The organism is Hungatella sp. SB206 (assembly GCF_051132295.1).
In the GTDB taxonomy this organism is placed as follows: Bacteria; Bacillota; Clostridia; order Lachnospirales; family Lachnospiraceae; genus Hungatella; species Hungatella effluvii.
In genome coordinates this window covers 1,220,356-1,246,315 of the sequence record NZ_CP096603.1, presented here as the reverse complement: position 1 = coordinate 1,246,315, position 25,960 = coordinate 1,220,356, and the positions used below count along the sequence as shown (strand labels likewise).

At 49.1% G+C, this 25,960-nt stretch carries 26 protein-coding genes; 5 read left to right on the top strand and 21 right to left on the bottom strand.

The genetic code is table 11. From position 1 onward, the window contains the following. Positions 1-16: 16 nt before the first annotated feature. Genes M1L66_RS05535 through M1L66_RS05520 form a run of 4 tightly spaced genes read right to left on the bottom strand, consistent with a single transcriptional unit; the run spans position 17 to position 3,935 of the window. Positions 17-1,300: a PTS ascorbate transporter subunit IIC gene (locus tag M1L66_RS05535; RefSeq protein WP_110325532.1), complete on the bottom strand. Its 1,284-nt coding sequence runs from the start codon at positions 1,298-1,300 to the stop codon at positions 17-19. Between the two features lie 30 nt (positions 1,301-1,330). Next, entirely contained in the window at positions 1,331-1,594 is a 264-nt protein-coding gene (locus M1L66_RS05530; protein WP_002601440.1) for a PTS sugar transporter subunit IIB, read from the bottom strand. 11 nt (positions 1,595-1,605) lie between these two features. After that, positions 1,606-2,043, bottom strand: coding sequence for a PTS sugar transporter subunit IIA (locus M1L66_RS05525; RefSeq protein ID WP_002601441.1), 438 nt, complete (start codon positions 2,041-2,043; stop codon positions 1,606-1,608). Next, positions 2,037-3,935: a BglG family transcription antiterminator gene (locus M1L66_RS05520; protein WP_187024227.1), complete on the bottom strand. Its 1,899-nt coding sequence runs from the start codon at positions 3,933-3,935 to the stop codon at positions 2,037-2,039. Before M1L66_RS05520 ends, M1L66_RS05525 begins: the two co-directional genes overlap by 7 nt. A gap of 379 nt (positions 3,936-4,314) precedes the next feature. Between M1L66_RS05520 and M1L66_RS05515 the strand changes: the two genes are divergently transcribed. From M1L66_RS05515 to M1L66_RS05500, 4 genes are all read left to right on the top strand, one after another. Further along, positions 4,315-5,733 carry a cell wall-binding protein gene (locus M1L66_RS05515; protein WP_187024226.1) on the top strand — a complete coding sequence of 473 codons (1,419 nt, stop codon included), beginning with the start codon at positions 4,315-4,317 and terminating at the stop codon, positions 5,731-5,733. A 190-nt stretch (positions 5,734-5,923) separates the two neighbouring features. Further along, positions 5,924-6,568: an ABC transporter permease gene (locus M1L66_RS05510; protein WP_187024225.1), complete on the top strand. Its 645-nt coding sequence runs from the start codon at positions 5,924-5,926 to the stop codon at positions 6,566-6,568. A 29-nt stretch (positions 6,569-6,597) separates the two neighbouring features. Next, a complete protein-coding gene (locus tag M1L66_RS05505; protein ID WP_187024224.1) occupies positions 6,598-7,320 on the top strand; it encodes an ATP-binding cassette domain-containing protein in 723 nt (240 codons plus the stop codon). Between the two features lie 101 nt (positions 7,321-7,421). Beyond that, positions 7,422-8,327 carry a glycine betaine ABC transporter substrate-binding protein gene (locus tag M1L66_RS05500; protein ID WP_434691430.1) on the top strand — a complete coding sequence of 302 codons (906 nt, stop codon included), beginning with the start codon at positions 7,422-7,424 and terminating at the stop codon, positions 8,325-8,327. Between the two features lie 144 nt (positions 8,328-8,471). Here M1L66_RS05500 and M1L66_RS05495 read toward each other — a convergent pair whose 3' ends face one another. From M1L66_RS05495 to M1L66_RS05440, 12 genes are all read right to left on the bottom strand, one after another. Continuing rightward, positions 8,472-9,281 carry a hypothetical protein gene (locus M1L66_RS05495; RefSeq protein ID WP_434691427.1) on the bottom strand — a complete coding sequence of 270 codons (810 nt, stop codon included), beginning with the start codon at positions 9,279-9,281 and terminating at the stop codon, positions 8,472-8,474. Positions 9,282-9,287: 6 nt separating this feature from the next. Next, on the bottom strand, positions 9,288-9,836 hold the full coding sequence (locus M1L66_RS05490) for a helix-turn-helix domain-containing protein (protein WP_025529170.1): 549 nt from the start codon (positions 9,834-9,836) through the stop codon (positions 9,288-9,290). A gap of 231 nt (positions 9,837-10,067) precedes the next feature. Continuing rightward, positions 10,068-12,353: a xanthine dehydrogenase family protein molybdopterin-binding subunit gene (locus M1L66_RS05485; RefSeq protein ID WP_434694197.1), complete on the bottom strand. Its 2,286-nt coding sequence runs from the start codon at positions 12,351-12,353 to the stop codon at positions 10,068-10,070. Positions 12,354-12,361: 8 nt separating this feature from the next. Further along, entirely contained in the window at positions 12,362-12,823 is a 462-nt protein-coding gene (locus tag M1L66_RS05480) for a (2Fe-2S)-binding protein (protein WP_187024221.1), read from the bottom strand. A 3-nt stretch (positions 12,824-12,826) separates the two neighbouring features. Further along, entirely contained in the window at positions 12,827-13,591 is a 765-nt protein-coding gene (locus M1L66_RS05475) for an FAD binding domain-containing protein (RefSeq protein WP_187024220.1), read from the bottom strand. 280 nt (positions 13,592-13,871) lie between these two features. Next, entirely contained in the window at positions 13,872-14,759 is an 888-nt protein-coding gene (locus M1L66_RS05470) for an SDR family oxidoreductase (protein WP_187024219.1), read from the bottom strand. An 18-nt stretch (positions 14,760-14,777) separates the two neighbouring features. Continuing rightward, complete coding sequence (locus tag M1L66_RS05465; protein WP_187024218.1) at positions 14,778-15,353, bottom strand: RNA 2'-phosphotransferase; 576 nt, start codon at positions 15,351-15,353, stop codon at positions 14,778-14,780. Between the two features lie 64 nt (positions 15,354-15,417). After that, positions 15,418-16,536 carry a glycoside hydrolase family 25 protein gene (locus M1L66_RS05460; RefSeq protein ID WP_434691422.1) on the bottom strand — a complete coding sequence of 373 codons (1,119 nt, stop codon included), beginning with the start codon at positions 16,534-16,536 and terminating at the stop codon, positions 15,418-15,420. Further along, complete coding sequence (locus M1L66_RS05455; protein ID WP_434691419.1) at positions 16,529-17,074, bottom strand: DUF6560 family protein; 546 nt, start codon at positions 17,072-17,074, stop codon at positions 16,529-16,531. The genes M1L66_RS05460 and M1L66_RS05455 overlap by 8 nt, the downstream gene beginning before the upstream one ends. 42 nt (positions 17,075-17,116) lie before the next feature. After that, positions 17,117-17,809, bottom strand: a complete 693-nt coding sequence (locus M1L66_RS05450) for a hypothetical protein (RefSeq protein WP_434691416.1) — start codon at positions 17,807-17,809, stop codon at positions 17,117-17,119. A gap of 28 nt (positions 17,810-17,837) precedes the next feature. Then, the gene (locus M1L66_RS05445; protein WP_243270490.1) at positions 17,838-18,653 is read right to left on the bottom strand and encodes a PhzF family phenazine biosynthesis protein; all 816 of its coding nucleotides are present in this window, start codon (positions 18,651-18,653) and stop codon (positions 17,838-17,840) included. A 182-nt stretch (positions 18,654-18,835) separates the two neighbouring features. Continuing rightward, positions 18,836-19,090, bottom strand: coding sequence for a TfoX/Sxy family protein (locus M1L66_RS05440; protein ID WP_434691414.1), 255 nt, complete (start codon positions 19,088-19,090; stop codon positions 18,836-18,838). Positions 19,091-19,507: 417 nt separating this feature from the next. On the opposite strand from M1L66_RS05440, the gene M1L66_RS05435 reads away from it, so the two are divergent. After that, positions 19,508-20,413 carry an AraC family transcriptional regulator gene (locus M1L66_RS05435; RefSeq protein ID WP_434691412.1) on the top strand — a complete coding sequence of 302 codons (906 nt, stop codon included), beginning with the start codon at positions 19,508-19,510 and terminating at the stop codon, positions 20,411-20,413. Positions 20,414-20,602: 189 nt separating this feature from the next. Here the strand turns inward: M1L66_RS05435 and M1L66_RS05430 are convergent, their stop codons facing one another. The 5 genes from M1L66_RS05430 to M1L66_RS05410 all read right to left on the bottom strand — a co-directional run bounded on the left by M1L66_RS05430 (position 20,603) and on the right by M1L66_RS05410 (position 25,947). After that, the gene (locus tag M1L66_RS05430) at positions 20,603-21,664 is read right to left on the bottom strand and encodes a MerR family transcriptional regulator (protein ID WP_434691410.1); all 1,062 of its coding nucleotides are present in this window, start codon (positions 21,662-21,664) and stop codon (positions 20,603-20,605) included. 84 nt (positions 21,665-21,748) lie between these two features. Beyond that, the gene (locus tag M1L66_RS05425) at positions 21,749-21,964 is read right to left on the bottom strand and encodes a hypothetical protein (RefSeq protein ID WP_434691408.1); all 216 of its coding nucleotides are present in this window, start codon (positions 21,962-21,964) and stop codon (positions 21,749-21,751) included. A 48-nt stretch (positions 21,965-22,012) separates the two neighbouring features. Beyond that, on the bottom strand, positions 22,013-23,260 hold the full coding sequence (glyA, locus tag M1L66_RS05420) for a serine hydroxymethyltransferase (RefSeq protein ID WP_434691406.1): 1,248 nt from the start codon (positions 23,258-23,260) through the stop codon (positions 22,013-22,015). 163 nt (positions 23,261-23,423) lie between these two features. Further along, positions 23,424-24,893, bottom strand: a complete 1,470-nt coding sequence (locus M1L66_RS05415) for a glycoside hydrolase family 32 protein (protein ID WP_187024208.1) — start codon at positions 24,891-24,893, stop codon at positions 23,424-23,426. Then, complete coding sequence (locus tag M1L66_RS05410; protein ID WP_187024207.1) at positions 24,880-25,947, bottom strand: LacI family DNA-binding transcriptional regulator; 1,068 nt, start codon at positions 25,945-25,947, stop codon at positions 24,880-24,882. The genes M1L66_RS05415 and M1L66_RS05410 overlap by 14 nt, the downstream gene beginning before the upstream one ends. Positions 25,948-25,960: the final 13 nt, after the last annotated feature.

Here is a 25,960-nt window from a genome sequence, read left to right as displayed (position 1 = left end):
GCAGCAGTCAACCGGCTTACAGCGGGATACCGAACACCATGCCCACAAGGCGCATCAGCACCGATACGATAATGGCATCCGTCGAAGCAAACCATAAGCCTTCCACTCCGTAAGCGCCCACATTGACGAAGGGATATGCAACCGCCACAATCAGGGTGAAGAATACACCGAGGAAGAGGCCTGCTGCCACAGCGCCCTTTTTGCCGCCCAGTTTATCGCCGAACACGCCTGCCGCGCCGCCCATGAAGAAGAGGCCAATCACGCCCGGAAGCACGACAACGTTCATTCTGGTAGTAATCATGGTGCTGATGATACCGCCCACCATCGCCGCCAGGAAACCAACAGTGGTTGCCATCGGTCCGACGCTGTAGAAGATCGGGATATCCAGGGCCGGTCTGGCGCCTGGAACCAGCTTCTCACTGATGCCCTTAAACGCGGGAATAATTTCCCCCAGGAACATGCGGACTCCCTGTAAGAGGACGAGTACGCCTGCCACAAAGGTGAGAGCCTGAATCAGGGTATAGATGATGTAGTTCTGTCCGCCGGACAGCGCCGTCACCGTCTCACGGCCTGCGATCAGTGCGGTCAGGATATATACCACAATCATGACGATGGCCATGAGGATAGACATATCCTTCAGGAAACCCAATTTGTCGGATACGTGAACCTGTTCCCAGGTGTCCTGTTCCGGATCACGGTCCTTTTTGCCGAACAGGCCGCCTACAAATCCGCTCAGACAGACCAGGGAGCTTCCCCAGAAACCAAATGCCACCTCATCCGTTTTTAATATTTTTCTCACAAACGGCTGGGCGATAGCCGGGAATACGATCATGGATATTCCCTGGATTACAGAGCCAATTGCCACCGCTTCCCAGCCCCTGATTCCCATCTGATCCAGGACGATCGCCATGGTACCAGCGAATGAGAACATCATATGTCCGGTCAGGAAAATATACTTAAACGGCGTGATGCGCGCCAGAAGCAGATTGATCAGGAATGAGAACAGCATGATGAGAGGCGTCTCAAATCCCAATACGACCTGCACCGCAGCCACCAGAGAGTTATCCTCCGGCACGATCCCCGCCATGCCGAACGCGCTGTTAAACATAGAACTGAACGGAATCAAAGCCCCCACAATGACATTGGATCCGGCGCTCAGTATTAAAAATCCCAGAATCGTCTTAAAGGTTCCTGAAATAACGTCCGACACACTGTTTTTCATAGCGATCAGACCAATCATAGCTACAAGGCCTAACACAACCGTAGGCTGGCTTAAGAAATCAACTAAAAATTTTATCATACCGTTCTTCTCCTTTTGTCTTCTCCTCAGTTATTTCATATAAGGAAGAATCATTTCTTCGATCCCCTTTTTGTCGAGTAAATTGGTAACCGACAGAACCGGCACATCGGCCACGATCTGTTTGGCGATCTCCGAGGAAGCCGCAATCAGATCACAGGGCTTTCCTTTGTAGGAACCCAGATCCACCGCTTCCCCTTCCACTGCTACGTGATGCTTCTTACCGATATCCTTAATCGTCATCAGAAGCATAAGACTGGTACCAAATCCCATTCCACACACTGTTATCACTCTCATAAATTCTCCTTCTATATTAATTTTGCCAGTTCCCCGTAAGAGGTGATTGTCAATAGCCGTTCTCTGACGTTATCGTCCTCCAGAAATCTCCCCAGTTCCTGAAGCAATGCCAGATGGCTGTCGTTTTCCACACCGCCCAGAGCAAACACGAGTCTCACCGGATCATTAAAGGGGTGATGAAACGACACAGGTTCTTTGAGCCTGATGAAGCTGATGCAGGGCTCAGACACATCTCCCGATGGTCTTGCGTGAGGCATTGCGATTCCCGGCGCCATGACCATATAGGGACCCAGGTCATGGAATGCCTCCTCCATTTTTTCAATATAAGTTTCCTTCACTTTCCCACTGTTCACTAACAGCTGACCACTAAAATGAATTACCTCCTCCGGTGTTGTAAGTCCTTCCACATCCAGCCGGACTACGTCCTTTGTCAATATGTCTGTCAGCATAGGTACCCTCCATCAAATTCCCTTAAATATGTAATAAATTCTTCATAGCATTTACTGCCTGCCAGTTTATTGATCCACTCTTCATCCGATACCAGCAGAAACAATCGTTCCAGCACTTCCTTGATTTTCTCATCTCCTCTTTTAAAGCAGCCCAGGATCACCAGCCTTACGTTGGCCTTTCCCCATGGAACGGGATTTTTCATCAGTACGAAGACGAAAAAGCTCTCTCCGTCAATCAGACAGTGAGGCAGTGCCGCAAAGGGCGATATCTCCGTGGACACCAGATTCTCCCGCTTCATGACGGCAATCTTCTGTTCCTCTAAAAGCCGTCCCTGCTCGATCAGCAGATCGCAGATTCTGGTGAGCACGCCTTTTTTTCTCATGGGCTTGTCCCACAGATAAAAACCGTCCCGCCTGCACAGGGTCTCTAAGCTTTCCCGCCTTTTTAACCGCATCAGGGCGAAATTGATTCTCATCTGGTCCTTTTCATTCAGAAACGGGCTGACTGTGACCACTTCCTTTTCCAGGCTGCTCTCCTGGCCGCAGGGAAGCATCGTGATATAAAAGTCCGCCTCCTCCGGAAGTGCATCTCCTTCTCTGTAATTCCCCATATCCATTACTTCCAGCCCGGTATAGGTCTGCTCCAGCCGGCTCTTTAAGAGGCGCGCAGCACCAGGCATGGTCTCACTGATTAAAACAGTCTTAAACTTACGGATCTTATTCTCCTGTTCCAGGGAAGATGCAAAGTACATGGTGAGGAATCCCAGTTCCCCGACGGAGAGATTCTGTTTTGTGTACTCCGTAATGCATTCCGCAAGCTCGATGGCGTAATAGTAGGCCGTCGGATATATCTTCTGCAGTTCCTCATAAAACGGATTCTCCGTCTCCATATGTACCAGATATTTGCCGTAACTGGAGGCCACATGGAGGATCAGGCCGTTGACCAGCACTTCATCGCCGTTCAAATCCACACCGTAGTTATCCTGGATTTTTTTCAGCCCCTTCATGACCAGACCGTGGAAAAACATGAGATTGTGCTCGTCGATCTGGTTGATCCGGCTGTTTCCGCCAAACGTCTGCATCCAGATCAGAGTCAAATACATGCACTCCCCTTCCAGCCTGTTATTGGGAAAATACTTCTTTAACAGACACCTGGTCGTCTTCATCTGCGCTTTGAACGGCTCTTTTCCGTCCAGATGAGCCAGATAGCCGAAGTAAATCTCCTTTCCGAGAGAGATTCTCTTGATCGTAATAGCCAGGTATTTGAAAAACTGCTGCTCTTCTTTTTCCTTTGCACAGAGCCCGTATTTTTTGAAGCATCTGTCCATCCACCTGCGAATATCCCTCTCCTGCACCTCCCGGATATCGAGGGCGTTCCAGATTTCCTCTTCCTCTGTCTTTTCCAGCAGATGGTACATACAGTCCCGGATGCTGATCTCATTCCCGCTGATGTAGAGTCCCGTATAGGCTTTGCTGAACAGCTCCAGTCCGAAATTCTCCAGATAGGAGTTGGACAGCGTCGTAATTCTGGACATGCTGGAACGGCTGTAATTGAACAGCTCTTCCAGCTCATCCATTTTACATCCGTCACAGATCAGGATCCGTCTCACCACTTCCCGTATCAGCTCATCCCCCTGACTGCCCGTGTGGCCTCCCATGTCCTTAAAAAATGCCTGGCAGCGCACCTGATCTGTGATTTTTATTTGATACCCCCTTCCCTTATAAGAACGGATTTCAAATCCGTTCTCCCTTCCCAGCGCTTCTGCTTCCTTGACATAGCGAAGAATCATCCTGCTGCTGACTCCCAGATGTGCCCCCAGCTGTCCGGAGGTGACATAACTATCCAGAGTGTCAGCCAGGTATTGGACAACCTGAAATGTTTTTGTATACATAATGTTTTCCTCTCTGTTGCAGCCCTGCCTGTCTCCTGTAACTTCATTATAATAATCTGACAATAAGATGTCGATTTCAACAAATGACGGTTAGTAAGTGACATTATCATTATAATGCTATCATAGCATGACAGGCTTGGGATTATATGGTTATTATGGTACATGTCCAGTATCTTTTTACTAAAAAATTTTAATTTTAAACCATGGAGCAGCTCCAATGTCAAGCATCATTACTCTTAATTTCTCCTTATTTTCTTACGCATTCTTACGCCTTTTTTACTCCACTTGACCTTGGAGCCGCTCCATGGTTTAAAGTCGTGTTATCAGCAGGAGAGCTGCTGAAAGGATACGATTTTCTTTTGAAAGGGGAAATTAATTTATGAAGAAACAGATGAAAAAATGGATTCTTCCATGTGCTGCCGCGCTATTTACCATAGGCGCATCTATGACAGCATTTGCAGCACAGGGCTGGACTATGGAAGGCGACAACTGGGTCTATATCGACTCCAGCGGAAGCAGAGTGACCGATGCCTGGAAGAAATCAGGCGACAACTGGTTCTATCTCGATTCATCAGGAGATATGGCCAGGAGCAGCGTCATTGAATATGACGATGACTACTATTATGTAAACTCCGTAGGTGCCATGGTATCCAACGAATGGCGGGAAATTCCTTCCGATTACGAGGAAGAGGACTCACCGGAGACATACTGGTACTACTTCCAGAACAACGGAAAAGCCTACAAGGCCTCCAGCTCCGGAAAGACCTCCTTTAAATCGATCCGCAAAGCCAACGGAGAATGGAAAAAATATGCGTTTGACTCAGAAGGAAGAATGCTCTTCGGATGGGTTGGCGAGGATTCCGAACGAATCACCGGCGATGACGCATGGAGAGAGGGCGTGTACTACTGCGGCAACTCCGATGACGGCGCTTCTGTATTAAACGCATGGAGCCTTCAGGAGGTCGATGATCCGGATACGGAAGAGGATAACTTCGACGGAACCTACTGGTTCTACTTCGGTAGCAACGGTAAAAAAGTAAAAGATACCACCAAGACCATCAACGGTTTAAAATACCGCTTCAATGAAAACGGCGCAGCAGAATCCGAGTGGTATGCCAAGGCTTCCACCACAACTGCAAGCGGAAGCAACTTATACTACAACCTTCCGGAACAGTGCTGGCTGGCCAAGGGCTGGTTCAAGACCATTCCAGGCGCAGAGGTAGATCCTGAAGCTTACGATGACGGAACAGAATACTGGTTCTACGCTCAGAACAACGGCGAACTCGTCAAGAGCCAGATCAAGACAATCAACAACTACCGCTACGCATTCAACGAAAAGGGCGAAATGCTTCACGGACTCTATATGCTGACCTTCGATGATGACAAGAAGATCGATTCCTACGAAGAGATCGAGGCAGAAAGCGATCTTCCGGATTCCGCTGACGAGCGCGACGTATACTACTTCGGAGATTCTCCTAAGGAAGGCGTCATGGCTACCGGCAAGACCACCATCGATATCGACGGCGAGAAATACACCTACAACTTCCGCAAGTCCGGCAGCGATAAGGGCGCCGGCTACAACGGAATCTATGACGATTCCATCTACATCAAGGGCCGCCTGCTGAAGGCTGACCGCGATGCAAAATACGAGGTTGTATCTTACAATGGCGAAGACTACTTAATCGGCACCTCAGGAAAACTCGCTAAGGGCAAGAAGAACTTAAAGAACGGCGACGACAAATACTTCAGCACGAATAAGCAGGGTATTGTCACCTACGAAGGTTACGAAAAAGAGTAATGAAATTCCGCCATCACAAGCACTCTTTTCTAAAAATAAAAGTGAGGTCTGTCAATCCGGCAGGCCTCATTTTCATTCTGTTATTTTTCCAGAATCTGGTTGCTTCCCCACCACTTTTGTAGTATAATAGTCAGAACGTGTGTTCTATCCCACGTATCATTCATACCAATGACAGAATGGAGGTCATCTCATGATTCACGGAATCTTTTCCCTCTACGCGGAACGCTGGCCGTTCTTCCAGGAGCTGATTCTTCAGCATATAAAGATCGCATCGACAGCGATTCTCATCTCCGGCTCCATCGGTCTCTTTCTCGGTATTTTAATCAGCGAGCACAGGCGGTTCGCCACATGGATCATCGGGGTCATCAACGTGGCCTATACGATTCCATCGATTTCCATGCTGGGCTTTTTAATCCCGTTTACCGGCATCGGCAATAAGACTGCGACCATCGCGCTCACCATCTATGGGCTTCTGCCTATGGTCCGCAACACCTATACCGGCATCACCACCATTGAGGCATCCACTATCGAGGTGGCTAAGGGCATGGGAAGTACGCCCTGGCAGATTCTTTATAAGGTCAAGCTGCCTCTGGCGCTCCCGGTCATCGTGGCGGGACTCCGCAGTATGGTGGTCATGACGATCTCACTCAGCGGTATCGCCTCCTATATCGGAGCCGGCGGCCTGGGAGTAGCCATCTACCGGGGTATCACGACGAACAACGCCGCCATGACGTATGCGGGCAGCATCCTGATCGCCCTCGTGGCTCTCGCATCCGATCAGCTGGTGGCTTATATTGAACGTCATATTCGTAAGAAATGGCATCTGTCTCCGTAAGGGGACAGACCGCTGTAAGGAGGATTATCATGAGCGTTATCGAATTAAAGGATATTACCATGTCCTATGGACCAAACCGGATCCTGGAACATTTTAATTTAAGTGTGGAACAGGGCACATTTTTAACCATGATCGGCAGTTCCGGCTGCGGCAAGACCACAGCCCTGAAGCTGATGAACGGGCTGCTCACACCGGAGCAGGGAACCGTCTGTATCAACGGCACGGACATTTCCCATACAGATATCAATGAGCTGCGGCGGGGCATCGGCTATGTCATTCAGGAGATCGGCCTCTTCCCGCATATGACCATCGAGAAAAATATCTGCTACGTGCCGAATCTCTATAAGTCCCCGGACAAAGCGGCCATCGCGGCCCGCGCCCGTCAGCTGGCGAAGACCGTCGGTCTGGATGCAGAGATGCTGAAGCGCTATCCCAGCGAATTATCCGGAGGTCAGCGCCAGAGAGTCGGAATCGCCAGAGCACTGATGAACTCTCCAAAGATCATCCTGATGGACGAGCCCTTCGGCGCAGTCGACGAGATCACCCGCAAGCGGCTTCAGGAGGAGATCCTTCGGATTCATGGGGAACTGGGCGGAACCATCGTCTTTGTCACCCACGATATCAAGGAAGCCTTAAAGCTTGGCAGCCGCGTCCTCGTCATGGATCAGGGACATATCATTCAGGACGGTACGCCAGCCCAGCTCCTGGAACATCCTGCAACGGATTTTGTCCGCCGACTGGTGGCCGGTTAAGGCGGAACCCATTGCTTTTATATAGAAAACTCCGCATCACACGGGGCCGTAAGTCACCCCTTGCTCGCGGGAATACAAATTGATCACAGGAGGAAACAGATATGAAAAAATGGAAAAAACTGGCCGCAGCCGCTGTCATCGGAACCGCAGCCATCGCTGCGCTGTCTCTTAGCGGATGCGCAAAAAAAGAACAGGGCACCATAAAGATCGCGTCCAAGCCCATGACAGAGCAGTACGTACTGACCGAGATCATCGGCCAGTTAATCGAGCACGATCTTGGTGTAAAAGTAGAGATTACCAAAGGGGTCGGCGGCGGTACCACGAACATCCAGCCGGCACTGCTTAAGGGGGATTTCGACTTATATCCGGAATACACCGGAACCGGCTGGCTCACCGTTTTAAAGAAGGAACAGGAGAACGATCCCGATATCCTCTATGAGAATCTTCAGAAGGGCTACGAAGAGATGGGACTCCACTGGACCGGCCTCTACGGCTTCCAGAATTCCTATACCCTGGCAGTGAGAAAAGAAGCTGCTGACCAGTATTCCCTCAAGACCTTCACAGACCTGGCCGCCGTGTCAGACCTGCTGGTATTCGGAGGGAATCCCGACTACATGGAGCGTGAGGATGGCTTCAACTACCTCGCGTCCGCCTACAACATGAACTTCAAGGATGTCAAGGACATCGATATCGCCTTAAAGTACACCGCCATGGCCGATAAACAGATCGATGTCACCAATGCATACACCACCGACGCCCAGCTGAGCGTGGCCGATGTATCCCTGCTGGAAGATGACCAGCATATTTTTGCCACCTATTACGGCGCCACCGTGGTCCGCCAGGACACCTTAAAGAAATATCCCAAGTTAAGTGAAACTCTGGAAAAACTGACAGGCCAGATCTCCGACGATGAGATGCGCGCCATGAACTACGCTGTGGAAGTGGATCAGAAGGATGAAAAAGATGTCGCAAAAGACTTTTTGACTGAGAAGGGGCTTTTAAAGTAAATTGAGCAGCATTGTGTAAGTTTCTGTGAATAATACTTTCATCATATACGAAACCGGACGGCCCCCGGGACCTTATCAGGTAATACACTTAAGGGGCCGTCCGGTTTCACATATGCAGTCCCTGCATAATTATAAATGCTGAATTCACAGGAATAAATAAGCGTACTTTTTCATCTGATACAAAAGGATATCTTCTGCTCTGTTTTTTATTTCTATTGGATAGTATGGCTCTGACATAATCAATCTGTGTACCTCCTGCTTTGTGAATCGAAAGGTGATCTGCCTCCCATACAGTTTTTCCACAATATCTAACTGCTCATCAAAACTGCTGCAAAACGTTTTGGATTTTACTTCATTCATCAGCGGATATACCTCCTGATTCAAAGGATAATCCATGGAGGTATCTGACAGCAGCGAGGCGCCATGATCAAAAAAAGGACAGTAGTGAAATTGGTTGTATGAATCTATAAGAACAGCTATATTGTGGGTATGCCTGTCTTCATTCAGAAAAAGGGCGTCAATTGTAATAAGCCTGCTTACATACTTTCCAAAATCCGTCAATCCGGTTATTCGGATAATCTGATCTACCATAAATTTAATTCTTTCTTCATAGGAAGTAATTTTATACATACTTGTCATCAAACTCTCTCCAAAAAAGTTTTTAAACAAGCGTTCCAATGTAATCAACTGCCAGCCATCCGATAAAAAATTCGTACTCTTACACCCATGAAACATATTCTTTTTATATCTTATCTGCTCTGTATCATAAAGACAGACATCATTCTTTTTCAGATCAGACAGAACCAGAAGATGGGAGACCATATATTCCGCCAAACCTTCATAGCCTGTATAATCAGCTTTATACCATGCATTCCCATTATACCATTTTAACTGATTTCCTTTAGAAGACTGCCTGTCATCCGTCTTTCTGTCCTGCTCAAATAATTCTGTCATATGAGATCACCTCTCAATTCTGATCCAGAAATCATCCTCCGCCATTTTGCCCTCTGTCTTTTCAATGATCAGCATCGGCTCATAGAACGGTATTCCCAGATCATCTAAAATTAATTTCATCTTATCTCTGTCTTTCGGGAAACATCGCGATTCGATAAATTCCTCATAATCCTGGTAGTTCGGCTCCGAATTCCTGCCGAAGGCCCTTTTCAAATAGCTGTCAGTAAAATTATAAAGCTTGATTCTCCTGTTTTTCTCGTCTACATCTATAACCGAGCATATCTCATCATGATACATATACCAAAGTCTTAAAGGAAAACATCTCTCAGGGATTGTATAGTATTCCATTAAAGCGGGATTTTCTTCCAATATCTTTAACAGAGTGACAACAGGCCCTGTAATTGGTTTCTTTTTTCGTTCCCAGTATTCTACTGTTTTTTTTGAAACATTCATAAAGTCTGCCAGTCTCTGCTGAGTTAAACTCAACCGTTTTCTAATTTTGATAATATCCTCTGCTGATGCCTGGCTTCTGATGGCAAACGTTTTATTCTCCACTTCATCACCTCCTCTTACAATAATTATATCCTAAATTTTAGGATATAACAACTCTGTTTTACCCTAAAATTTAGGATATTTTGTTTTTATACCACTCCACGATCCCCCTGCTGCTTTCTAAAACAACTGATTTTCTTATTATACCGGCGCCGTTCTCATGTTATACTCTTCTTATCATAAAAGAGGGACCAGAACATTGAGAATATTTCATGTTCCGGTCCCTCTATTATTTTACTCTTTTCCCTGCTCACGCATCCCCCGATACACTTTTTCCGCAGTGATCGGAAGCTCCCGAATCTGCACTCCGACCGCATTCGCCACAGCGCCCGCGATGGCAGGTGACGGAGTGTTGATCACGATCTCGCCGATGGACTTTGCGCCAAACGGGCCGATCGGCTCGTAGCTGCTCTCAAATTCCACCCGGATGTTTCCCACATCGATCCTGGTTGGAAGCTTATATTGAAGGAAGGAATTTTCAATCAGGTGACCCTTCTTCGTGTAGGTGATATCCTCATACAGCGCCATACCGATGCCCTGAGCGATTCCGCCCTCGGTCTGAACTCTCGCCAGATTCGGATTGATGACGGTTCCGCAGTCAACAACGGCCGCGTAATCGATCAGTTCCACCTCGCCGGTCTCCGTATCCACTTCCACCTCGGCCATTCCCACCATAAATGGAGGCGGTGATACCGGGGAAGTATGGGTGTATCCGGCTGACAGCATCTTCTCGTTGCAGCACATGATGCGGTTGCCGATATCCTTTAAGGAGATCTCTAATTCCCCTTCCGGCTGATAGACCCGTTTGCCGTCAAATTCCAGCTGCGCTGCATCGCATCCTAAATAATCCGCTCCCTTTTCCACGATTTTCTGCCTCAGTTCCTCACAGGCCCGGACAACCGCCATTCCCGTCAGATACGTGGTGCTGGAGGCATAGGAACCGGAATCGTAAGGAGAGACATCCGTATCGCTGCTGTGAACCACAATCTGGTCCATATCGCACTCCAGACAGTCTGCGGCCATCTGCGCCAGAATCGTATCGCAGCCGGTGCCCATGTCGGAGGCGCCGATCAGCAGAGTGTAGAAACCATCGTCATTGACACGGATCTCCACAGAGCCCACATCCACATTGGAAATGGATGAGCCCTGCATAGCCATGGCGACTCCGACTCCGCGGACCTTTCCATTGCCCAGATCCACGCGGGGGGCTTTCTGATCCCAGCCGATCATCTCCTTCGCTCTCGCCATACAGCGGTCCAGAGCGCAGCTGTTTAACTTTTCACCGTAGTAGGCAGGCATCACATCGCCTTCTCTTACCATGTTCTTTTCCCGGAGCGCCACCGGGTCCATGTGGAGTGCAGCCGCCAGTTCATTGACTGCGGATTCCACTGCAAAAATCCCCTGGGTTGCTCCATAGCCCCGGTAAGCGCCGGAAGACATGACATTCGTATAGACTACATCGTAACGGAAACGGAACGCTTCCGGCGTCCGGTAAAGCGGAATCGATTTGTGGCCGGAAAGGCCTACCGTTGTCGGGCCGTGTTCTCCATACGCTCCCGTATTGGAGAGCGAATAGACATCAATGGCCTTAATCGTTCCCTCAGCATCCGCTCCCAGCCGCACACGGATCTCCATCTCATGGCGCGGAGATGAGGCAATCTGAGACTCATAGCGGGTGTAGACCATCTTGGCCGCCCTTCCCGTCTTCATGGTCACGATAGCCGGATAGACTTCCGCGACTACCGTCTGTTTTGCACCGAAACCGCCGCCGATTCTCGGTTTAATCACACGTACCTTCGACTTGGGCACATCGAGCGCATGGGCGAGAATTCTTCTCACGTGAAATGGAATCTGCGTGGAAGCCACCACGTTCAGCCTGCCGTAAGTATCCAGATACGTATAAGCCCGGAAGGTCTCCATCATGGCCTGCTGGTTCGCCTTCGTGTGATAGACGCGGTCAATCACATACTCGCACTGTTCCAGCGCAGCATCCACGTCACCATTTTCCTCACCGCCGCAAGCGCAGAGATTACGCCGGTTGTCCGCGCCTACAGGGCAGAGGCTCTTCCAGTTCTTTTCCGGATGAACCAGAATGGAGTTATCTTTCGCTTTCCGAAAATCGAGAATTGGCTCCAGCACCTCATATTCTACCTTGATCAGACGAAGGGCGTGATCAACCGCCTCCTCCGTCTCGCCCGCCACAATCGCAGCCGCATCGCCCACAAAACGCATTCTCTTATCCAGAATCAGCCTGTCATAGGGGCTTGGCTCCGGGTACGTCTGGCCAGCCATGGTAAAACGCTTATCCGGCACATCCTCATAAGTCAGTACACAGGCAATCCCGTCCACTTCGGAGGCGGCCTTCACATCGATTGCCTTAATCAGGGCATGAGCGTGAGGACTGCGGAGCACCTTTACAATCAGGCTGTCCTTCGGCGCCAAATCATCCGTATAGACAGGCTTTCCCGTTACCAGCGCCCTGGCATCCACCTTTACTACAGGGGAATTTACCGCATGCATTTCCATTTTCATCTCGCCTCTCCTCCCCTCGCCAGATACTTTCTTATGGCCCTCATCTGGCCCATATAACCGCTGCACCGGCATAGATTGCCGGCCAGGTACTCCCTGACTGCATCTTCTTCCGGCTGATTCAGTTCCTTTTCCATTGCAAGCACGTTCATGATCAGGCCGGGGCTGCAGAATCCGCACTGTTCGGCTCCCTCTCCTGCCAGATACATTCCAAACTCTTCCGCTTCCTTCTGAACGCCTTCCAGAGTCACCACGTCCTTGTCATCAACACGGGCCGCCAGCATAGAACAGGAGAGAACCGACTTCCCATCGACCAGAACGGTGCACAGGCCGCAGTTTTCCGTCTCACAGCCGCATTTTACACTGTAGCAGCCTTTTGCCCGGAGTAAATCAAACAGGGATGTATCGTCCTTGATCTCCGCATACGTCACTTTTCCATTTAAAGTAAATTCTATCTCCACGTTCTATACCTCCCCGCCAAGCTGCTTCATCAGCCGCCCTGCGTATACTTCCGTCAGATGCCTCCGGTATTCGGCGCTTCCTCTCGTATTGTCTCCAAATCGAAAATGCTCCGCCACGGCACCGCAGTCCACCTTGCCGTCCTCGGCCGCCACTTCCACCACTTCCGCTCTGGAGGGCCTGGCTCCGACCGATACGTACCATGTCCCCTCTTTTTTTGCCACACAGCAGGCAATCAGCGGGAAATCCGTACCGGATCGTCTCTGAGCCGCGTAAGCAGCCCTTCTGCCGTCTTTTTTTATAATAATGCGCACCAGAATATCGCGGTCGTATTTCATGTGGTTAAACTCTTTCAAGGAGACGACTCCGCCCTGATAAAGCTCCACATAAGTATCGAGCGCCATCAGGCAGGTCATGATATCGGAAAAACCAAATCTTCCGAACACACTGCCTCCGACCGTCGCCCCGTTTCGAAACTGAACGCCCACAATCGCCCGCGTGCACTCCTTAAAAACTCCCTGAAAATATGTATTCAGCCCCTCATGTGTCTCCAGCATGCGCAGGGTGCACATGCAGCCGATCCGGAATTCCTCATCCGTCTCCTCGATCGTATCGAGCCCCAGTCCCGCCAAATCGATCAGGGTCATTTTCACGCGGTTCTGAAGCTTCAGCCACATCATACCGCCGCCTACAATACTGCTCTTTTTCTGATTCAGCTCATAGGCCTCTGAAAGGCTTCCCGCCTTCACGTAATTTTTAAACCTTACCACCAGAATTTCCTCCTGACTCCAAAGCTTTCCTTCTTTTGCAACAACAGAATAAATCATAGATTCCGCATCCGGCCTTATGCCGCCTCACTCCGGGCAGACATAAAGCCGGAAAAAGTATATCATACTCACTCCGGCTTTGACAATCGATTCTTCGGTTTTCCGCTGTTTTTCTACATTTTTCGACTTTTCCCTGATAATTCACCGGGAAGTTAAGGCACTTTTCCGCCCTGGCTTCCCCTCATTTCGACTCTGATGTCTTTTTCCCCGCGAAAGGCCATTCCTATCGCTGCCGGATCATCCCCGTCATATATTCCGGACTCTCCTCGAAACACCTGCGGAACCCTTCCACTGTATCCGGAAATTCAATCCCACAGCCTCGTATTTTTTCTGTATCCATCAGCAGGTTCCTGGGCTGTTCTGCAAACCGCTCCTGGTCAGGAATGAGAAGTCCGCTTCTGTCCTCTCCGTCTGTCACCATCGCCAGAACCGCTCTCGCCGTCTCATATGTGGACAGCGTACCTCCGCTGCCAAAGTTATAGATTCCCGCCGGAAGCGTTCCCGCTGCCTCTATATTTTTCACGACCTCCATGGCCCAGGTGATTCCGCGATAATCGTGGACCGGAAGCGTCAATGGACGGTTTTGAATCAGAGCCTTCAGTAAATTCCCCAGAAGGTTGCTGTTGCTCTTTAGCCCCCGCCAGGGGAAATCATACATCCACGGCAATCGGAGGCACACCGAGTCCGGAAGTATGGCCATAATCTCCTCCTCTGCCTGCCGTTTGTGAAGCCCGTAGACATTGACCAGCTCCGGAGTATTCTCCTCCTTCGCCGGTACCATGGTCCGGTTTCCCGCGTAAATCTGATCCGAGCTCATAAAGATCAGCCTGCTCCCGGTCTCCCTGCAGGCCCGTGCCAGGTTCACAGCCCCGTTCACATTGACCGCCTCCGACAGGCCCGGATTTTCCTGGCAGGTCCCGGTGTTGGAGATAGCCGCGCAGTGAATAACCAGCTGTGGGGCCGCCGCTCTCACGAATTCTGCCGCCGCTGCCTCATCCGTGATATCCAGATTCCCGTGATGTGCTCCCGTTATCTCATATTTTTCCTGGTAAAATTTCATAAGCCTGGAGCCTAGAAATCCGTTTGCTCCTGTTACCAACCATCTCTCCATACTGCTTCCTCCGTCACCTTATTCTCTGTCCATGACTTTCAGATATTTACTCTCCACCGGTCCGGTCAGCCACACTCCGTTTTCAGACTGGTAAAATACCGCTCCGGCTCTCATCATTCTTTCCGTATCGACGCTCAATACCACCGGCTTTCCGTGCCTTTTTCCAACCTTTACAGCCGTTTCATAATCCCCGGACAGATGGACGTACAGCCGGCTCATGGATTTCAGCCCCTGAGCCATAATGGATGGGAGAAAACGCTCCGCCGTCCCATGATACAGCACTTTGGGCGGTTTCGTTTCTTTCAGTTCCACATCCACCGGAATACTGTGGCCCTGGTTTGCCCGGATCAGCGTACCGTCTTCGCTCATGCGGTAACGCCCCTTTTCATCTGTTCTCACAATCTCCTTCAGCATTTCCAGATCCAGAGGCCTTCCTGTTTTCTGAAATCCCTCAATCAATTCCTCCACATCAGCCCAGCCATGTTCGTCCAGCGTGATGCCGGCCGCATCTGGCTGATGGCGAAGAACCAGGCTTAAAAACACGCTCATCTTCTTCCATTTATTATTTTTTGAATTGTCGTTCTTATTCTCCATCCTTTACTCCTTCATGTTCCTGTCCCGCGGCGGAAGAGGCATTATCTTCTCTTCCCACGTTCTCCTATCCGTTTCCGTCATACGAATCGTATTTAGATATCACGGCGGCAGGGCGTTGCGCCTCCGGATTGTATTTCCATTCCTGTTCCGTACATTCATAACACCGAAGTCCGGTATCGGCAGACTGCGTCCATATCCGGTCCGTTCCCGGTTCCCAGCAGATTCCCCGGAAATCCCGCGCACGGTCCGTGATAAAGGCAAAAATACGTTCTCCGCTCTCTCCATCCTGAATCGTCACCCGAACCGATTGCAGACCGGTGCTCTCATCTGTCACCACGTCCTGAACCGCCAGATAGCGGCCGTCGCCGCTGTACTGCGGATCCGGGCGGAAGCTTCCCCAGCCTGGCCTGTAGTTCCAGCCCATCTCGTAATTCCTGGACCAGAATTCCCATTCATCACGGTCGCCCCCAAACACATTCATGTCAATATACGTTTCATCTCCCTCGTATCCGTTCAGCTTTTTCCGGTTTGTATACTGCCAGAACACCCAGTTCCAGTTACCTGTCTCCGGTTTCTTCATCACGTTTCTAATCCAAAGAGGATACTCCTCATATCTTCCTTCCAAATATAAATGCATCGTATCTTCCGTCGCATAGAGCACCGGTTTGACGCCATAATGTGCCTCCAGCCCCTGCAGCATCACATCCAGCTGCGCGCATACCGTCTCTCGATCGGGCGGATTTACTTTCTTATCGCCATAGAATTCGAAATCAACCACTGGCGGAAGCATTTGCCGGAAGGCTGGTACTGTCTCTGTAAAATGCTTCAGCTGGCTCTCTCCCGGGCTGTCAAAGCTGAAAAAATGGTATGCCCCGATCCTGAGTCCCGTGTCCTTCGCCGCTTCCCAGTTCTCCGCAAACTTCTCATCCGTATGAGAGCTTCCCTCTGTCGCCTTTATGTATGCAAAATCCAGATCCTGCGCCGCCAGAACCGGCCAGTCGATGGTCCCCTGATAGTGGGAGACATCCACACCGCGTACCGGATACCGCTTCTGTGAAGGATTATTTAACTGAATCAGGCCGCAATAGACCGCGTACCCATAGAACGCGCACAGGATGGCCGCCATCACGCAGACCACGCCGGCTGCTATTATCTGTTTTTTTCCTCTTCTGCTCTTATCCATTCCATATCCCACCTGCACTGCGCCGGATCTTCCGGCTCTCCATGTCCTTCATAAAATATTCCGCATTCACCAGATTGGAGCGAATCCAGAATAACCGTCTTCCCTCCCTGTCAAATACCTCGATCTTTCCGGGTTTCGACCTGCCGCCTGCCGACTCCGTCACATGAAGCCCGGATATTTCTGTCGTCTGTATTCTTCCGCTTCTGTCCCGGTACGTAATCTCCATGGAGGTGACCGTAATCCGCATTGTAAAGAACAGAAAAATTTCCCTGGCCAAGTTCACAAAGGCACAGACACCTATTGCATAAAAAAACAGGCTGTTTTTCCCATTCAGATATTCGGGATACACCGCTCTCCAAACAAAAAGGAATACAATTAACGCGATCACAATCGTAAGGAGAAGTCCCCCTGCATTCTCATAAACCCGATACTCTTCTCTCTGGCGCTTCTTCTCCGCAGCCTGCTTAAGACCGCGTTCCAGAGCCCATACCGCTGCTGCCACAACAACGCAGGCCGCCAGTATTCTATTAAATTCCATTTTCTTCCCTCCTCTGCCGCTGTCACTGCAAACGGGCTGCTGTCAACGGGAATGGGCCGCTTTCGCCATTCGGAACTTAAGGCCTGTCTCCCTGTTCACGCTGTCTGCCATGGATGCCGTTGCATATAAATACAATGGTGCCTCATGGCTGTTATCCAGATAGAAACGTTGTTCTGCACCGCCCTCCCGGTCCAGAAGCCGGTTTAAAAATCCCGCCATCCCGGTATCCATCCAGTCGCGGTTTTTTCTGGCCTTCCATTGATAAGCACGGTCATGAAAACGGAAGGTTACCACATAACGTTCCTCCCCGCTGATCTCCTCAAACGGCAGCCCGGATATCGCCTTCAGACCATTTAATATCTTCCCGTAGGAATCCCACTGATAGATACACTCCCGGTCCCCGGTCGAATAGACGCAGTTCAGCGCCTTCCTGCTCCCGGCCAGTATACAGAATCCATAGTATGGGTGACTGGCAAGATACTCATTTTCCGAAGGCGTAAGACCGAGAATAAATTCCTGTTCCATTTCAGCCGGAGCAATGGAGATCCCCGCTTCTTTCAGTACCCGTATCTGCTCCAGTTTCGGAACACATCCGCTTGCCTCCACTCCCATCATATCCTCAATCGCCGCCACAGCGCGCCGTTTTACAAACTGCACACAGGCGGCCAGAGCCACCGCAGCAGCCAGTAAAATCAGGAGACAGCTCATTACCGTACCGATAAAACCTGCTGCCATATCCGCTTCACTTCCTTTCCCGGTCATCTCAATCCATGGTGATCGTTTTCATCGATTCCACATACCCGTACCCGCCTGCGAAAACGCCGGTAACAGTATTGCCGCTGCTATGCACATGAACATATATTTCGGAAATGCGATTCAAGCGGTGTCCCTGTTCAAATATATACCGACTCCGTTTCTGTTCGTATTTATGCAGATAACAGGCCAGTGCACAGTTGGAGGTTCCGGTAGCGGATTCCTCATCAATACCATACAGAGGCGCGAAATTTCTGCATACTGCGGTTAAATTGCTCTCTCCCGTAAGAGAAAATGCATGAATCCCGACGCAGTCCCGTTCCTGGCTGAGCTTCGTAATAGCCGCGAAATCGGGAACCATGTTCTCCAATATCGTCGGCGACTCAATCGGAACTATGATATCTTTTAGACCGGTCGATACCATTTGAACAGGCAGATTTTCTATACCGGAGCCAGCTTTTAAACCGAAACACGGTTCGACCTCTGCCCTGTTCAGTGTTTCGTAAAATTGCGGAGTATTCTGCTGCATGAATATTGCCCCGTCCTGCTCCACATTTATGCTCAATATCCCAGACCTTGTCTCAATCGTATACCCGGATTTTTTCAGTCTGTTTAAATGATTTAACACGACAAAGGACGCAATTGTCGCATGGCCGCACAGGGGAACTTCTCCCGCCGGCGTAAAATATTCCAGACTATAATCTGCCCGCTCTGACTGAGAAAGAAAGGCAGTCTCGGAATATCCTAACTGATACGCTATCTTTGTTTTTTCTTCTTTACTTAAAATAGGACTCTGCAAAACTACACCGGCTCTATTTCCGCCCATATTGTTTTTGCTAAATGCGCTTGCTACGCAGACATCGATCAACATAGGAATTCCTCAACTATATCCGCTATCTCATCAAACGTTAATTTCAATGACTTGCATTCCTTTTCCCCTACATATTCCCACAATGCCTGATATTTGCTCATTTCGTATTACTCCTTTCCCCCCTCTGAGGCTGCCGTTTATTGAAAGCCGTCGCTAAACGCCTTTAGATCTCTTTTGACTTTATCGGGCAATTGGTTATAACCCAGATCATCAATCGCTCCCTGAAGCGTATATAAATGGACTAAACAGACATTTGGGTAACGCAATTTCAAACGCAGAAAAGCTTCTTTGCTTCCTGTCTGCCTTAACTCCTCTGCCGTACAAATATCGACAGCTTTCAACTTCTCTTCCATTGTTTTTCCGATATTTCGCATGGAAGTCAATTCTGCCATAGAATACCTCCTGATCCTTGTCGTTTATTATCGCCTAAACGGTCAACAGACGATGCTTATATTCCCGTAACTCGTGACTTTTCGATATAAAAAACGGTAACCGGTTTATAAAATTCTGCTTAAAGTCTAAAACAGTATTTTTGACCGTTATAGTTCCATTTTACAGTAATCGCTGCTATTTTACTACTACGTTTATTACAAAAATTTATTTTGTGAATCTGTATGCGGCGCTGGCCTAAAAAATACAGGTATCTGCAGGACCACACTTAAGCAAATGATACCGCTGACACCAGGAAGCGGTGTCTGAAAAAGCCGGATCTCTGAAATCAACATACAAAAAGAGCATTGTGTGATAAGCTAATATTAAATTATCCGGTTAGAATATCATTAAAGAAAACAAAGGAGGGATATCAAATCGTGCATGCGTGGGAAGCAATTCAAAAGTCCGTTGATTATATAGAAAACCATTTAACGGAAGACATACCCATTGATAAACTTGCGGAGACTGCCAGCTTATCACCATTCTATTTCCAGCGTTTATTTTCACGCTTAGTTAAAAAGCCCGTCTGCGAATATATAAAGTTACGCAAATTGGCACAGGCAGCAGATGATTTGAAAACCAAGAATACCCGCATAATTGATACTGCAGTGAACTACGGTTTTTCCAGTCATGCTAGCTTTACAAGGGCCTTCAAAGAAGTTTATGGTATTACACCAGACGAATATCGAACGTCAGACGTACATCTGAACCAATTTGTAAAACCTGAACTGATCTTAAATTACGTAATGGTTGACGAAAATGTTCCACTGGTTACAGATGGTATTGTTCTGGAAGTCACACGCAGACAGCTGGCCATACCGCGAATATTTATTGGGATTGAAAAAGAAATACCAATTAAAGAATTGATGGGAGGAACTGAAACGAGCATTTCATATGCTGCAAAGCTGTGGAACGAATTTCACGAAATAAAACCGAAAATACCTCATCTCATCGAACATGGAAATGAATTTGGCGCTCTTTATATCGGAAATGCGAAAGAGGGATATTGTACCTATATGGCAGGCGCCGAAGTCGAATATGGAACTTCTGCAGAAGGATATTCTACCTTCGAACTACCTGCTGCCGAGTATATTGTATGCGGATTTGAAGCTGAAAGCTTTGAGGAGTTGACAAATTCTGCCGTTTATAAAGCACAGACATTCATGGAAAGGTGGATGAAAAAACACAAGCTGGCCGCAACCGATTTTGCAGGGGAAATGTATTATCCCACGGAAGGCTGTGCGTATTTGGAACATTGGGTGAGACCAGTTACAACAGATTAGTAACATCGCCCTCGTCGATGAACTATTTTTCTTCCCGGATTTGCAGAGAATTACCGCTGATATTGACAATGGTAACTAGTACAGCATTGCTGTCATGCCGTTCAAATCTTATTTTGACATTACAATGCGGCGCCGTATAACCGATTTTCCACTTCTGCGGTGCCGCATTGATTCCGTTCTCTGCCCCGTCTAATCCCCGGCCCTTCTATCCCCGGTCACAATCCAAATGAACGGATCCATCTGTACATGCCTGGCATCGAATCCCAACGTTTCCAACACGCCTTCCAGCCGGTCCGCATATGCGAAATATTCATCCTCCAGATCTTCCCGTTCCGCGTCAGAACAGTTTTCCGCAAATATCTTCCTTGCCTCTTCATCGGCAAACATCAGATCCGCAATCACAATACGCCCCTTCGGTTTCAGAATCCGGGCCATCTCCTTGACAGCCAGGATTTTCTCCTCCTCATTGCAATGATGGAACGCATAGGATGATACCACGGTATCCACACTCCCGGAATCCAGGGGAAGCTGCAGAAACGTTCCCAGTTTCACCTTCAGCTTGGGGAACTTCTTTTTAGTCTCCTTGAGCATATTCACCGACTGGTCGATTCCGGTAATTTCACAATCAGAAAGCCGCCGTCCAGCCAGTTCTCCTGTACCGACCCCAATTTCCGCCATGATGCCTCCGTGCTCCCGAGCCAGCCGCGCCGTCTCATTTAGGACCGTTTCATAATTCTCATAAAATGCGAGCCCGTTCACACCACGCCTCACCATCTCATCGTAATGAACCGCAGAGCTGTCGAAGTCCCACCGGTCCTCCCACTCCGCCATCCCCGCAAGCAGTGCCGCAGTTTTCTCCAACTCCTCCATGGCACTTGCCGGTATGGCCGCATTGAAACCGGAACCTCCGTCTTCCGTTCCATTTATCTCTCCCAGCATCCCGTCGATGCAGCCCGCCAGGGAATCCCGGATCAGGCTCATGGAATGAACATGACGGTTTAAAATATCATACTGCTGAAAAAATAAATCCACCGGACTTTCCTCCTGCCCGAGCAGTTTTAATATCATTTCAATGGAAAATCCCATCCTTCGGTACAGCAGAACAATCTGAATCCTGGCGACATCATCCATCGTATACATCCGATAACCATTTTCATCCCTGTGCGGTGCAAGAACGCCCTTCTTTTCATAAAAGCGCAGGGCGTTCGGATTGACATGAAGCATTTTAGCCGCCTCGTTGATTTTAAGCATCTTCTCTCCTCCTAAACATACCGTTTTCCCGGTGACAACGTCAGTATAGAGCTTCGCCCAGGGTGAATGTCAAGCGGATATTTTTCACCATTTTACACTATTGGGGTACTGTCCTGTAAAAAGCGATAAAATAAAATGAAATAAAATAAAAGCAAAAAACAACAGGCCGAAACCGCACAGTCTCCCATTCCAGGGAACCGCACGCCTCCGGCCTGCCTCAATCTCATTTACCGCTATCTCATTTACCGCTATCTCATTTACTGCTGTCTCATCTACTGCAATCTCATTACCGTGTCGCATTCTATCATTATCTGCGATTTACTCTACAATTTTCTATTATTTACTGAATTATTCGTAGATCGGATACTTCGTACAGATTTTCGTCACTTCAGCTCTGATGTAGTCGGCCTTGTTCTCAAAATCAGTCGCAGCCAGCCAGATGCATTCTGCGATCTTTTCCATATCCTCTTCCTTTAATCCTCTGGAGGTTACGGCCGGAGTTCCTACACGAACGCCGGAAGTCACGAACGGGCTTCTCGGATCATTCGGAACCGCATTCTTATTCAGAGTAAGATAAACCTCGTCACAACGGTTCTGAAGCTCCTTACCGGTTACTTCCATACCGCGTAAGTCGATTAACATCAGATGATTATCCGTGCCGCCGGTCAGAATGTTGAAGCCCTGCTTCACAAGAGCCGCAGCCAGAGCTTTGGCGTTTTTCACTACCTGCTCCTGATACTCTTTGAATTCCGGCTTCAGCGCCTCACCAAAGCACACTGCCTTGCCAGCGATTACATGCTCTAAAGGACCGCCCTGGGTCCCCGGGAAGATAGCTTTGTTGAAATTGAATTTCTCTGCAGCTTCCTTATTCGCCAAAATCATACCGCCTCTCGGTCCGCGAAGCGTCTTGTGGGTTGTCGTTGTCACGACATCCGCGTACGGGATTGGACTTGGATGGAGCCCTGCTGCCACTAATCCGGCGATATGAGCCATGTCTACCATCAGGTAAGCGCCTACCTTATCGGCAACCTCACGGAATCTCTTGAAATCAATGGTTCTTCCGTAAGCACTTGCGCCTGCAATGATCAGTTTCGGTTTGTTTTCAACAGCGATACGCTCCATCTCGTCGTAATCGATGAATCCCTCGTCATTGACACCGTAAGGAACAATATTAAAATAAAGACCGGAAAAGTTGACTGGACTTCCATGTGTTAAATGGCCGCCGTGGTTTAAATTCATGCCCATCACGGTATCGCCCGGCTGCACCATGGCTACAAATGCCGCCATGTTAGCCTGTGCGCCTGAATGTGGCTGTACGTTGGCATAATCACAGCCAAACAGCTTCCTGGCACGCTCGATGGCAATATTCTCCACGATGTCCACATCCTCGCAGCCGCCATAATAACGCTTTCCAGGATATCCTTCTGCATACTTGTTGGTGAGAACGGTTCCCATCGCCATCATAACCGGCTCAGAAACGATGTTTTCTGATGCGATCAGCTCTAAGTTTCTTCTCTGGCGCGCGCATTCCAGCGCAATAGCCTCGCCCACTTCCTTGTCATAGCTGGTGATAAACTTCATTACTTCATTGACCATGTCCACTTTCCCTCTCTTTTCCCTTTCAATTTAACAGTTGCACAAAGACGCTGGCAGAGGGACTCTTCCCTGCACCAGCGCCTCTTACCGTTGAGGTTGATTATAATGCATTTTTAATAAGACTGTCAAGTTCTTTCCGGGGTCTTAACAATCTTAGGTCCCCCTAATCCCAGATCCTGTGAAACGATATTACCTCAAGGCGTTCAAGCGCTGCAGTTTTATACGGTGTTCTTATAAAACAGCCTGTCTGTTCCTTATCCGGATATACATTAGTCGTCATACAGCAGCGCCCCTCATCCGTAATCACCTCCACGGAACTGTGATCGACCAGTATTCTCATCTCAAACACCGGACGTGAGGCATTAAAAGGCGCGTGAATGCGGCCCACATCCCACGGTCCCATACGGCTCTTATCAATAGTAACGACTCCCGCTACAAAGTCTGCATCAATCATCAGCACATGCTCACCGTCGTCGAACAGCCCGATCTCAATGGCCTGTGATTCGATGTTCTTGGTACTTACGCGCACCGCCATTTCAAAACAAAAGGGGTCTCCCGGATAGAGATATCGTTTTCTCCCAGTCAGTTCGCACCGTTCTGCAACGGTCCGGTCCCTTTGTATGGTATCCAGAGAGATCGGCGCTGCACAGATACTCCCCTCCGAATCCAATGTAATTCTTCTTGGAAGTGCCAGAACACACCGCCAGCCCTCTTTTCCTGATGGCCCCTGCCCTGTACACCACGGCATCCAGTCCCAGCCATTCTGCCAGGCCGTCATAATACGTTTTCCGAATTGATCCAGACAGGACTGTGCTGCATAATAATCAGAACCATAATCCAGACATCCGATTTTCTCCACTTTATAACGACATGTTTCAAAATCCATGGTTCCCACACAGTAAAGCGCCTTATTTCCTCCTGGGTGATACATAGGCGAACAGGTAACGATCCATTTTCCATCCAGTTCAAACATGTCTGGACACTCAAACATGGTGCCAAGCCTGCCGTCAGATGCGAGCACCGTACCGGCAAACTTCCATTTTAAAAGATCCTCAGATCGGTAGAGATAGATTCTTCCATCTCCCCCGCCTCCGTCCCTGCAGGCGGAACCGCCTACCACCATGTTCCAGCTTCCTTCTGCAAAAAAAACTTTGGGATCTCTGAAATCTTCGGAATTGCCTTCCGGCGGCTCTGCAATTACAGGATTGAAACGATACTTATGAAAAATAACCCCGTCATCAGAATAGGCCATACACTGTGTCTGAACAGCCCTGCCGCCTCGTTTTACCGCCCCTGTGTAAAAGAGCCACAGTCTTCCATCCTTCTCTACTGCACTGCCCGAAAAGCAGCCTCCTTCCGGATCGTCGTCATACGGCTGGTCTGGTTTCAATGCAGGGGGCAAATCTTTCCAATGCAGAAAATCCCTGCTCACGGCATGTCCCCAATGCATAGGGCCCCATTCGCAGCCAGCCGGATTGTATTGATAAAACAAATGATACCAGCCTTTATAATAAATAAGCCCATTCGGATCATTCAGCCATCCTGACGGCGCCGTAAAATGATACGCCGGACGCCAGAACTCTTTCTTCTCCCCCTTAAACCGTTCAGAGGGAAGTAACTCATCCTCTATCATTAAACTCCTCCTCACCGATGCTGCGGACGGAACTGCGGATAATCAGTTTGGGACTGATTAAAATCTGCTCCGCATCAAACGGGTACTGGTGGCGGAATAAGTAGCTCACCGCCTGGTCACCCATCTCATAATGGGGCAGCTCAATAGTCGTTAAAAAAGGTACCAGGAATTCTGCGATAACCGTCTGATTATCATAACCAATCACCGATAAATCCTCCGGAATTTTTAGTCCAAGCGCATTAGCAGCGGAATACACGCCCATCGCCATTCTGTCATTATAACACATGACAGCAGTCGGACGGTCCGCAGACGATAAAATATCCGTTGCCGCCTCAAATACATCATGGCCTGTTATGGTGATCGGAATAATCGCAGCAGTTTCTGACGAAACTCCATGATCTTCAAACGCCGCTTTAAATCCACGTTCTCTCAACAAAGTTGCTGGCAGTCTCTCGCCATTCCCCGTCTCCCGCTTCTCGTTGCTTAAGTAGACAACATTCCTGTGACCACATTCAATCAGGTAGGATGCCGCCTGATATGCGCCTGAATAATCATCCGGCAGAATGGCCGGATACCGGTTTTCAGAATCGAAGCAGTTGACCAGTACGGTCGGAATATCCTTTAAATTTGACGGAAGTTCGATTCTCCTGTGATACATGGAGGCATAAAGAATGCTGTCCACCCGGTATCCGATCATCATATCGACCGATTTTTCCACCAGCCGCCCCTCGTTCTCCAGGGCCGCAAGCATCAGTATCTTATTTTTTCCCAGGGCACGTTCCTGGGCGCCCTTTACAATTGCACCGGCAAAGTTCGTCGTGATCAGCTCATCTGTCAGCATGCCTATGATTCCGCTGCCTGTACTGTTTAACGCACTGGCCAGCTTGTTCACCCGATATCCCAGTTCACTGCTGGCCTGGAATATCCGGTCCCTGGTAGCCTCCGGTATGTTATCCCCCGCTTTCCCCCGAAGCACAAGAGAGACTGTGGACTGTGAAACTCCTGCTAACCTGGCGACATCCGTCATAGTAGGCAATTTTCTATTGGCACCCATTTTAACCCTCACA